This is a genomic window from Cecembia sp., from assembly GCF_007126775.1.
Classification (GTDB): Bacteria; Bacteroidota; Bacteroidia; order Cytophagales; family Cyclobacteriaceae; genus Cecembia.
Map to the genome: position 1 here is coordinate 1 of NZ_SLAP01000220.1, position 11,376 is coordinate 11,376.

The following is an 11,376-nucleotide window of genomic DNA, read 5'->3' on the forward strand; positions in this document are numbered from 1 at the left end:
ACAACAGAGAATACCGAAAGGAATACTATCGGAAGAATAAGAAAATATGAAGAAAATTTATTCACTAATTCGGCTATTTGAAATCAAAATAATAAGGACAAATTTAGAAAAAAAAGGAACGTTAAAAAAATAAATTTACTATTTAAAATACATTTTTTATTATTTAAAATTCATAAAACTTGAATCATCTTACAAAAACCCATTCCCCATTGCCTTTAACCTCCTTAAACTCATATTTGGCTTCATTGAATGTCTTTAACTTTTCAGGTTCCAATATCCTATTTTTGATGACGAAATCGGTCATCAATCCTCTGGCTTGTTTGGCAAATAAACCGATTACTTTATATTTTCCATTTCTGAATTCCTTAAAAACAGGGGTAATCACTTCTGATTTAAGTGCTTCTGAATCTACTGCTTTGAAGTATTCCTGTGAAGCCAAGTTAATGATAGGTGTACCATTGGCCACCTCATTTATCCCTTTAGCAATTCTTTGCCCCCAAAACTCATATAAGTTTTTCCCTTTCTTATTTTCCAACCTAATGCCCATTTCCAGTCGATAAGGTTGAATTAAATCCATGGGTTTTAATAACCCATAAAGTCCAGAAAGGATGCGGAGATGCTTTTGAGCGAATGCATAATCTTCATCATTGAAGTTTCCAACATTGATTTTTGTATAAACGTCACCTTTAAAAGCCAATAAGGCCTGCTTTGCGTTTTCAGGACCAAAGCTCTTTTTAAAGTTCTTGTATCTTTCTTCGTTCAGCGCGGCTAATTTTTCACTAACCCCCATCAATTTCATCAAATCATCTGTACTTTTTTCTTTCATGATGGCCACCAGCTCCATCGTTTGCGACAAAAATTCTGGTTGCGTTCGAATATTTACATTAGTTGAACTTAAATCAAGGGTTTTTGAAGGTGAAATTATGGTAATCATATCTATTCAATAACTAAAATTGTACTTTTTATAGTTTTACTGATATTTTGACTTGAACTTCCGTACTTTACGACAAGAGGATAGGTGCCAATCGGAACAGTTTTCCCATTTACTATACCATCCCACGCACACAATGGGGTTTCTCCATTTATTCCATTGCTTTCACAATAGAAGATCAACTCACCCCATCTATTATAGATAAATACCTCGAGTTCATCAACGAAGTCGTTTGTATAAATAACAAAATTTCTTTCAGTATCATTCGGAATAATGGCATTTGGATAAATTATTTTAAGTTCACAGTCTTCCTCCACTAAAAATCTTGCCCTATACTCACATCCTAAGTCATCAGAAACTATTAACTCGTACTCCCCTGAAATTGTTGGACTGAAAGTCGGGGTGACAGCAAGTACCTCACCATCTAAGATCCATTCATAGTTGTCGTATTCTCCAGGATCAATTTCTACCAAAATACCCTCAGGGGCACATACTACATACAAGGCTTCAATATCAGGAGGACCAATAGTAGATTGTATAATTTCAATTTCACCTGTTCCAATGACACAACCGTCCTGATTATATAAAACTACTTGGTAAAGGCCGTTAAATAGAATAACCACATCTTCAAATCCTATCCAATCTTCTTGAAGGACGCTTTCCCCATTGATTACCTGATACCATTCAATAAGGGAAACATCGCTCAAATCCGAAACGATAGAAATTACCGTAAATGGATCTTCAGCACAAAATGGTTCTGCCATCAACTCTACATCAGTTTCAGGTGCAAGATCGCCAACAGAAAAAGATAATGGAGGAATATCACAAAGACTTCCCGAACGGGGTTGGACTTCCAGAAAATAATCTCCAGGTACGGTAGGGAAAAATAAGGGATTTCGGCTCACTATTTCTCCATTGGCATTCAACCAAAATATAAACACTTCATTGGAATCTACATTGGGTCCAAGTGAGGCTTCATAAAATAAACCAAGTTCACAATCAACCCTAGGCCCCAATAAACTAAATTCAGGAGCCTCTACAATGACAACATCAATAGCTCTTTCTAGAGGACATCTAAGACCATCAGGATCTTCTCCAATAACAAGATATGAACCTGATTCATTAATTGTAAAACTTCCGTCATTGCCTGCTTGAATTTCATTCCCATCATTATCCAAAACAATATAAATCAATTGCTCCTCAGATTGAGGACTAAATACAAATATTCCGCAGGCTTCCACATTGGTCGGTACAGAAAAATTAACTGTTTCTACACCTTCTATCTGAACTAACTCATCAAATGGTACAGGACAATCATTTTCATCTATAATTTCAACCGCATAAACTCCCTCTGGCAATAATATGAGTAATGAATCTTCATTTTCGAAGTTACCCGAAAAAACAGCTCCATCCCCTTGTCTGGTGATTTGGTATCGTCCACTAACCGCCCCAGAGACAAACCTTATCCCAATCTGTCCATCAATCACACCTGTTTGGTCACAGAGCTCTGGAGAAACATCTACTTCATAGCCCTCGATACCTTGAGGTGGGTTTAGGTTCCTGATTGTAACAGACTGTACAAACTCGCAGGAAAATTGATTTCTCATGGCCAATGTATAAACTCCTGGTTCCAAGTCTGTAAATACTGGTAAAGCTTCTCCTGCCACCAAAGGACCGAAAGAAAGCCCCAATTCTATTATTTCGAGTGATTCAATCTCCGTTAGCGCTGTAATTTCAAAACTTCCGTCTGGCACTTCACAATCCGCTGCATCTGATAGAATGACAGCTTCTACATTGGGTATTGGAAAAATAGTAAGAGGTGCAATCTTTTCCACAAAACAACCTTCAACTAACGGATCTTCTGCAAGAAAAATAATTTCGTAATCTCCAGGAGAAGGCAAAGAAGATGGAATTAATTCCAATTCAAAGAATTCACCCAAAACCTGTCTTTCATTAGATCCCGCAGGCCTATAAAACCACTCCCCGGAAATAGGCGTATTTGGAGCAAATACGACCAATGGCTCATCAAAACAAACCTCTGCTGCACTTTGAGTCAAATCAAAATCAAATGCAGGTCCTACAAAAACAGAACGACTGACAGGACAAAAATCGAATTCTTCTGGACTAACGCCATCTGGAATTCTAAAGCTTACGGTAACAGTATATACACTTTCCTCTGTAACTTCTATTGAGTTGCTGTTTTCATCACCAATCAATTGTCCTGCCGCATTCCTCCATTCAAAATCATATAAACCTTCTGTAGGATTGTATCCGTCTATGGCTGTCAACTCTACTGGGCTGCCTACACAAAGTGTTGCTTCCTCAGGCAGTGTCAACTCTGGGGACTGAACCACCTCAACTTGCATACTTTCAGCATAATAATCAGGGTCTCCGCACCTATCGACCCTTAACGCTACAGTATAGAAGCCCGCCCTCGGAAATAGGGGTTCAATCTGTTGAAAATTTTCACCAGGACCGCCTTCTTCGAAAACTACATCCCCATCCTCATGCGTAATCGTCCAAAAAAAACTATCGATATCAGGCTCTCCTCCTCCCTCGAAAAGACCAATCGTTCCGTTTTCGGGGTCGAGACACAAACGGTCAATTCCAGCCAATGCAGGCTCTGGAATACTACTCCCTGATTGCTGGACGAATGCTGGCAAACCCAAATTCATAGAGGTTCCACCTATAAGTGCTACACCTTGATCAGAATAAAAGCTATCCAGACAGTTAAACCCAGAGTTTATTGTTGTTATCTGATTAGCGCCAGGTCTTGAAACATATATTTGTCCGTCTGGTCCAACTTGTAAAGCGCCAAAGGGGCCATCAGTACTCAATACATTCCTGGAATCAATTATACAATTCTGCCTCTCAGCCCTTGAACCTGCATTTTCAAAACAGGAAAAACAAGACAAATCATCATCTATATCTTCTCCTTCAATTGCCCGTTCAGGCCTTTTGACAAGGAACTCCTCTATTTTCCCCGGAGAACCACTATACGAAACAAAGATCCTGCTACCATCGTTTGAAAATTCCAAGCCGTATATATCTTCTCCATCGCAACCTAAATCCAATAGTGCATATTCCGTAAGTCTTCCTGAACTTTGGTTAAAGTCAAAAATCTCTAGACGACTACAACTCCCATCTTGAATAGTCACTGCTACTTGACTTCCATCCGGGCTAAATTTCATACTCCCTACACCCGAATTAAAATTATGATTAGATCCAACTGAAGAAAAGACAGGTTGTCCTATTCCAAATGGTGAGACTGGATAGGCTCTAAAAGTATTGTTTCCCAATTCATGGAATAAGACCCATGTAGTATCTCCGGAAGCTAAGGCTGCACTATGTTCGGTACTTGGACTGAAAAGGAAATTATTTTTTGTTACTACACTTCCGACACCCCCAGCTGTATTTTCCCCCTTGATATCTACCACCGAGTAACTTACTACATTGCTTCCGTCTGCCGCTCTTTGGGTCGTAAACACATAGAATATGGTTTGATTTTGAGGAACTGGAACTGCAATCACTCCTTCCGAAGCATCTCTGTCCCCTCCAATATCGTCACCATTATCCATCGGGTTGCCGTTAAGGTCCCATACTGACTCCCCATCAGTAAAAAACAGCACCTGACCTGTCTCGTCAGAAATTGTTGTGGTTCCTGCAGGTATGTCTTGATTATGTGCAATAGGTCTTGGAAGTGGAGCATTGGGGTCATTGGGATCAGGATTAAAGTCCAGTCCTGCTCCGTTACCAAAAAACCAAATATTGTTACTTTGGTCCGGCAAATCCCAAATCCTTACCCTTATCTCTGCATAGGCATAACAATCTGATCCTGGTTCTCTGACCATTACCCAATACAATCCAGGCAGGTCAACACAGTTCTGCGTGTCACTTACCCATCCTTCATCTCTTCTATTGGACCAAAAATACTCGTAATTACCTTGCTGGCCAGGACCACCCACTCCGGGTCCTCCAGGTCCTTGCCCACCTTGCCCCTGGCCTTGTTGTACCTCTAAAAGAGATCCAATATCAACACAGGGGCCTTCACAGACAGTGGTATCCTGAGCACTAAAATTGGCCTCCAAGTTATTCTCCCGTAATGTAATGGTTTTAGGAACTGTGATCGTATTCCCATCGGCAAATGTAACAGTTAAAGTGACCTGAAGACTTTGGTCAGCAGTAGCCTCTTCAGGTATCAATAAATGCTCCTGATTGAAATCGATATCTAAAGGCTCACCTTCCTCATCTGTCAACGGAGGATTAAATGTCCACTCAAAACTCACTGCCTGATAATTTTCAGGAGTAATCTGACTTGTCAATTGCAATGGGTTATTGCTACAGGGTAAGTCAGGCTCCCAATCAAAATCAACAGTTGGATTGATATCCTGGTTTGGTGCAAATTGGGGGAAAACCCGCCCACAAAAATCTGTCCCGTTAAAGGGATCTTCTTCTATCTCAATCTCATCAAATTCTTCTTCATTGGGGTTATTTACCCTTCCTATCAATTGAGGTCCTCCAGGAGTTTCTTCATAGATGTAATATAATCTTCCATCAGGGCCAACCTTAATGTCGAAAATAGCATCAATATCAACTTCCAAGGGGATAATTTCCGGATCTGCATCTAAGTCATTAATCGGTACCCTTAATAATTCATCCCCTCTTGAAAAATAAATAAACTCACCATTGGGAGAAAATGTGGCCCCTTCAATACTTCCTCCTCCACCTGATTGAGCAATTGTGGTCAAATTTCCAAAAGTTCCATTTGAAGCATCAAAATCGGCAATAACTATGTCATTATTTGGATCTTGGGGAAGCAAAATCAATTTACCCGTAGTCTCATTAAAAATAATGGCTTTAGGAGGAAAAGGGAATGAAACATCGCCTGTAATGGTAAAAGCTCCTTCTGTATTCTCTATTCTTCTGGAGACAAGATTTCCTCCTTCATAGCTGATAAGATATGAAGGAGACTGAGCTGTTTTAATTACAGCAATGGCACCTGATACATTTACTCCAAGATCCTGATTCAACGATGTAATTGCCCCTAATGGGGGGGCGTTCCCAGGCGCTCCTCCTGGTGCATTCATATCTACAACCGAATACAACAATTGGCCACTCGGTGCTACATGAAAAATATAAAAAGACCTATTGCCATTCGGATCAAAATCAAGCGTTCCAATTGCTGTCGTTTGCCTGGATTCTGTTTGACCATTTATACCATTCGGCGCCCCTTGAATGATCAGGTTATCATAATTGTAAACCAACTCACCATTTGTATAAAACAAAATCTGTCCTGTGATCGGATCAACAGCGATGGCATTATTATCAATATTTCCTGTCTCCGAACCGAGTAAAATCTGTGAGGGAAATGTCCTTACTACCGGATCCTCTCCTCTACCAAAAGACAGATAACTATTTTCTTGTCCTGATCCACAGTAACCAAAAACCCATTGGTTGTTATTAAAGCCTTGTGAATAGCCTAAATGGCAATGAAACAAAAGGCCAAGGACAACAAAAAATAAATTTATATTTGTGTATTTTGTATACCTTTTCATAATTTACAAGCCGTTCACAAAAACAACGCCAAATATTCGACGTTATGTTTGAAATGATCGGTTGAACAATTAACGAATAAAAAGTTGCAAAGGTCTAATCTATATCGTCTTTTTTTTATCCTTTTGTCATCCTTTGTATTTTTTCAAAGCTATGGCCAGGACCCTCAGTATAGCCAATATTATGCTGCTCCACTTTATTTAAACCCTGCTTTTGCTGGCTCAGAAATGGTCCCTAGAGTTGGTCTGAACTACAGAAATCAATGGCCAGGCCTAGAAGCGCAATTCACTACCTTTTCTGCTTATTTCGACACTTTTCTGGATGATTATAACAGCGGAGTTGGACTTTTAGTAATGAGTGATACAGAAGGTGCTGCTCAATTGAGGTCAACGACCATTGCAGGATTTTATTCCTATGAGCTCAGGTTAGGAGATAAAGCTTATTTTAGACCGGGATTTAGGGCAAGCTATATCAGAAGAGATATAGGTTTCTTCGAAAATCTGATTTTTGCCAATCAGATAGACCCTGCTAATCCTCTCGGCCCAATTGGACCTGGAAATGATTTACCAGGGTTTGGTGAACCTGTAAATCTATTGTCACTATCTGCTGGAGGGCTGTTTTTTACTGATAAATTCTGGTTTGGAGTTTCCGCTGATCATTTGAACCAACCTAATCAATCCTTTTTAGAAAATGGTATAAGTAATTTGCCATACAAACTTTCCATTCATACCGGCTATAGAATTTCCCTTGGCACAGGAGGTTACAGAAGTGATTTCACACACATGTACAAGGAGAGGTTTATCGTTCCTACTTTAAACTATAAACGCCAAGGACCATTTGAACAATTGGACTTAGGAGCTTACCTCTATCTTGAGCCGCTGATTCTAGGGCTTTGGTACAGAGGTTTACCTTACAGGCCTATTGAAAATCAAAGCAATAGAGATGCAATTGTTCTTATGGCAGGTGTCAACTTATTGAATGGAGTAAGTATTGGATATAGTTTTGATTACACGGTATCTAAACTTGGAATTCAATCAGGAGGTGCCCACGAAATCAGTATGTCCTTTTTGCTAGCGGATAGAAATAAAACTAAAATCAGAGGACGGGACACTATCCTGCCTTGCCCCAAATTTTAGTAGCTTTGATGTATGGAGCCAATTTTGATCAAATACCTGTTGCTAGGTGTACTCGTTCTCAATTTTTTTTTCGGGAAAATTCTGGGTTTTCTCAACATCCGAAGACCCCTTTCTGAAGTTCCGCCTACTTTACAAGAATATATTAGCCCAGGTAAACTGGAGCAGGCTAGAAATTACCAAAAAACAAATTATAAATTCGGGTTGATTACATCAACATTTTCATTTGTACTAACTTTTTTATTTATTTATTTTGGTTTTTTTGGTTGGTTAGACTCCGGCCTTCGAACTTTTATAGATCAGCCTCTTATACTGTCTATTGCGTATTTCGCAATCCTTTTTATTGGTTCAGATATTCTTGCAATACCTTTTGACTATTATCAAACTTTTACAATAGAGGAGAAATTCGGTTTCAACAAAACCACCAAGAAAACATATTTTAGTGATAAACTAAAAGGGTATTTAATTTCTATTGTTATTGGAGGGGGTTTACTTGGACTTTTAATATGGTTGATACATCAAATGGGGAAAGATTTTTGGTGGCAATTTTGGCTTATTGCTGTTTTTTTTATGGTCTTTGTCAATCTGTTTTATACTGCCTTGATTCTTCCCCTATTCAATAAATTGACGCCACTTGAGGATGGTGAACTTAAAACAAGAATCATTCAATATGCTCAATCTGTAGGTTTCCCTCTCGATAATATTTTTGTAATTGATGGAAGTAAAAGGTCTTCGAAAGCAAATGCCTTTTTTTCCGGATTCGGTACAAGAAAAAAAGTAGTTCTTTATGACACGCTCATCGAACAACATACCCCAGATGAATTGATTGCAGTTTTGGCCCATGAAATAGGTCATTACAAAAAGAAACACATTATATGGAGCATGGGCTTATCAATGATCCAAGTGGGGGTACTCCTATTCACGCTATCACTTTTTATTTTTAATGAAAATATGAGCCTTGCACTGGGAGGTTCTACACTTGCCATTCATCTGAATATTGTAGGATTCACAATGCTCTTATCCCCTATATCTATGATATTGGGAATAGGGATGAACCTTTTGAGTAGAAAGAATGAATTTGAAGCAGATGCTTATGCCAAAACCACATTTGATGGTAGACCATTGGCGGAAGCCTTAAAAACTTTATCCGTTAATTCATTAAGCAATATCAATCCACACCCTTGGTATGTTTTTGTGAATTATTCCCATCCACCATTATTGGAAAGGTTAGAAAAGCTTGAGGCTTAGGATCATAATTCAAAATCAATGATTTAATACTATTTTTTTTGCTAAAATTCCTCTTTATTTATTTAGGAATTGACTTTTTTAATTCGAAATCCCAAAATTAAAATGCATAAGCCAGATAAGCTGTGCAAGACCTTTGCAAATACCAATGAAGAACTACTCAAATGCGTGCCCGTGATTTCTCAGGTAAACAAAATAGAAAGGCAGTTTTTTCCCATACTTTTTTCTTCTAATTTGGCAAAAAAATAAACCCATATGGCCCAAATAAGCGAAAGTCTTCAGGCAATTTCTTTTGATAAAAAGTCTTACAATAATAAGGTTTTATTAGATTTATATGAGTCCCTCATTCTACCAAGAAGGATCGAAGAAAAGATGCTCATTCTGTTGCGGCAGGGAAAAATTTCTAAATGGTTCAGTGGCTGGGGGCAGGAAGCCATATCCATCGGTGCCGTCAAGGCGCTGAAAAAAGAAGAGTACATTCTCCCCATGCATCGTAATCTCGGGATTTTCACGGGAAGGGGACTTCCATTGGAGAAGCTTTTTGCCCAGTTCCAAGGAAAAAAATCTGGATTTACAAAAGGGCGGGACAGGTCTTTTCATTTTGGGACCAAGGATTACCATATAGTGGGTATGATTTCTCATTTAGGTCCCCAATTGGCTATTGCCGATGGAATAGGCCTTGCCCATAAGCTTTCTAAAGAAAATAAAGTGACGCTTGTTTTCACAGGAGATGGGGCTAGTTCAGAAGGTGATTTTCATGAAGGGCTCAACCTGGCAGCAGTTTGGAAACTCCCTGTTATTTTTGTGGTAGAGCACAATGGCTATGGGCTTTCTACCCCAAGTGAAGAGCAATTTGCTTTTAAAAATTTTACAGAAAAAAGACCAGGATATGGTATAGAAGCTGTGAGAGTGGATGGAAATAACGTTTTGGAGGTTTATGATACCATTAATAGTCTGGCGGAAGATATTCGCAAAAATCCAAGGCCAGTTTTGGTTGAGGCCATTACTTTTCGAATGAGGGGACATGAAGAAGCTTCGGGGACAAAGTATGTTCCCAAACAATTAATGGATACTTGGGCCCAAAAGGACCCAGTTGATAATTACGAAAAATATTTGGAAGAAATTGGTGTTTTGTCTTCAAAAAAAAAGGATGACATTAATAAAAGAGTAAAGGCTGCTATTAACAAAGGCTTGGAAATTGCATTTGAAGAGGAAAATATAAAGGCAGATACGCAGGAAGAACTGAAGGATATTTATGCACCGTTCACACAAACTATAACTCCAGTAGGCGGGAAAACTACTGAAAAAAGGTTAGTAGATGCCATTTCAGATGCATTGAAACAATCCATGACAAAACACCCAAACTTAGTTTTAATGGGTCAGGATATTGGTGCTTATGGAGGGGTCTTTAAAGTTACAGATGGGTTTGTTGATCATTTTGGATCTGACCGTGTTAGAAATACACCCCTTTGTGAAAGCGCCATTATAGGTGCTGCTATTGGTTTATCAATCAAAGGGTATAAGGCAATGGTGGAAATGCAATTTGCTGATTTTGTCACTTGTGGCTTTAATCAAATTGTGAATAATCTAGCAAAGCTTCATTACAGATGGGGGCAGCATGCTGATGTGGTTGTCAGAATGCCCACTGGGGCAGGAATGGCTGCAGGCCCCTTTCATTCTCAATCCAACGAGGCTTGGTTTTTTCACACTCCTGGATTAAAAATCGTATACCCTTCGAGCCCTGGAGATGCAAAGGGTTTGCTCAATGCGGCAATTGAAGATCCCAATCCCTATCTTTTTTTTGAACACAAAGCACTCTATCGTTCCATTTCAGAAGAAGTGCCTGATGAATATTATACAATAGAAATTGGTAAAGCTAAATTAGTAAGAGAAGGAAGCGAATTGAGCATAATTACTTACGGAATGGGGGTACATTGGGCTCTTTCTGTTACGGATGAACTCCAAATTAATGCTGATATTTTGGATATGAGAACCTTATTGCCTTGGGACAAAGAAGCTATAAGACAAACTGTTCAAAAAACAGGAAAAATAATTTTCTTGCAAGAAGATTGCCTAACCGGAGGAATTGGTGCTGAAATTGTGGCTTGGATTTCAGAAAATTGTTTTGAATTATTGGATGCACCTGTCATGAGAGAAGGGAGCCTTGATACTCCGGTACCATTTGCTCCAAACCTTGAGAAAAATTTTCTCCCTTTGGATAGATTTCGTGAAAAATTGAAAACATTAGCAAGCTATTAACAAAAAGCCCCTGAAAAGCGCTTTCAGGGGCATGCAAGCAAAGAGTTATAAATTTATTATTATTTAACTTCAAAATTAATCAAAGTCTAAAGAAAATGAAAATACTACAGGGTATTTACACCATTTATTCTGCTCTTATTTTCATAATCTTAATGATGCTACTTGGCTTTTTAATAGTTATTCCATTACTTCTCAGCTCTAAGGCAGGAAAAATAATTTTCTTGCAAGAAGATTGCCTAACCGGAGGAATTGGTG

General features: G+C 38.8%; 5 protein-coding genes. 3 read left to right on the forward strand and 2 right to left on the reverse strand.

Features of this window, described 5'->3' with window-relative positions:
• Positions 1 to 184 precede the first annotated feature (184 nt).
• Together yaaA and QZT73_RS14630 are read right to left on the reverse strand one after the other, a co-directional pair.
• Positions 185 to 934: a peroxide stress protein YaaA gene (gene yaaA, locus QZT73_RS14625; RefSeq protein WP_291788917.1), complete on the reverse strand. Its 750-nt coding sequence runs from the start codon at positions 932 to 934 to the stop codon at positions 185 to 187.
• A gap of 2 nt (positions 935 to 936) precedes the next feature.
• A complete protein-coding gene (locus QZT73_RS14630; protein ID WP_291788920.1) occupies positions 937 to 6,486 on the reverse strand; it encodes a gliding motility-associated C-terminal domain-containing protein in 5,550 nt (1,849 codons plus the stop codon).
• Positions 6,487 to 6,570: 84 nt separating this feature from the next.
• Between QZT73_RS14630 and QZT73_RS14635 the strand changes: the two genes are divergently transcribed.
• The 3 genes from QZT73_RS14635 to QZT73_RS14645 all read left to right on the forward strand — a co-directional run bounded on the left by QZT73_RS14635 (position 6,571) and on the right by QZT73_RS14645 (position 11,121).
• Positions 6,571 to 7,620, forward strand: coding sequence for a type IX secretion system membrane protein PorP/SprF (locus QZT73_RS14635; protein ID WP_291782474.1), 1,050 nt, complete (start codon positions 6,571 to 6,573; stop codon positions 7,618 to 7,620).
• A gap of 12 nt (positions 7,621 to 7,632) precedes the next feature.
• Positions 7,633 to 8,865 carry a M48 family metallopeptidase gene (locus QZT73_RS14640; protein WP_291788923.1) on the forward strand — a complete coding sequence of 411 codons (1,233 nt, stop codon included), beginning with the start codon at positions 7,633 to 7,635 and terminating at the stop codon, positions 8,863 to 8,865.
• Between the two features lie 252 nt (positions 8,866 to 9,117).
• Positions 9,118 to 11,121, forward strand: coding sequence for a dehydrogenase E1 component subunit alpha/beta (locus QZT73_RS14645; protein ID WP_291788925.1), 2,004 nt, complete (start codon positions 9,118 to 9,120; stop codon positions 11,119 to 11,121).
• The last annotated feature ends 255 nt before the right edge of the window (positions 11,122 to 11,376 follow it).

Coding starts and splice junctions, on each gene's coding strand:
- QZT73_RS14645 (WP_291788925.1), top strand. CDS start 9,118: ATGGCCCAAATAAGCGAAAGTCTTCAGGCAATTTCTTTTGATAAAAAG.
- yaaA (WP_291788917.1), bottom strand. CDS start 934: ATGATTACCATAATTTCACCTTCAAAAACCCTTGATTTAAGTTCAACT.
- QZT73_RS14640 (WP_291788923.1), top strand. CDS start 7,633: ATGGAGCCAATTTTGATCAAATACCTGTTGCTAGGTGTACTCGTTCTC.
- QZT73_RS14630 (WP_291788920.1), bottom strand. CDS start 6,486: ATGAAAAGGTATACAAAATACACAAATATAAATTTATTTTTTGTTGTC.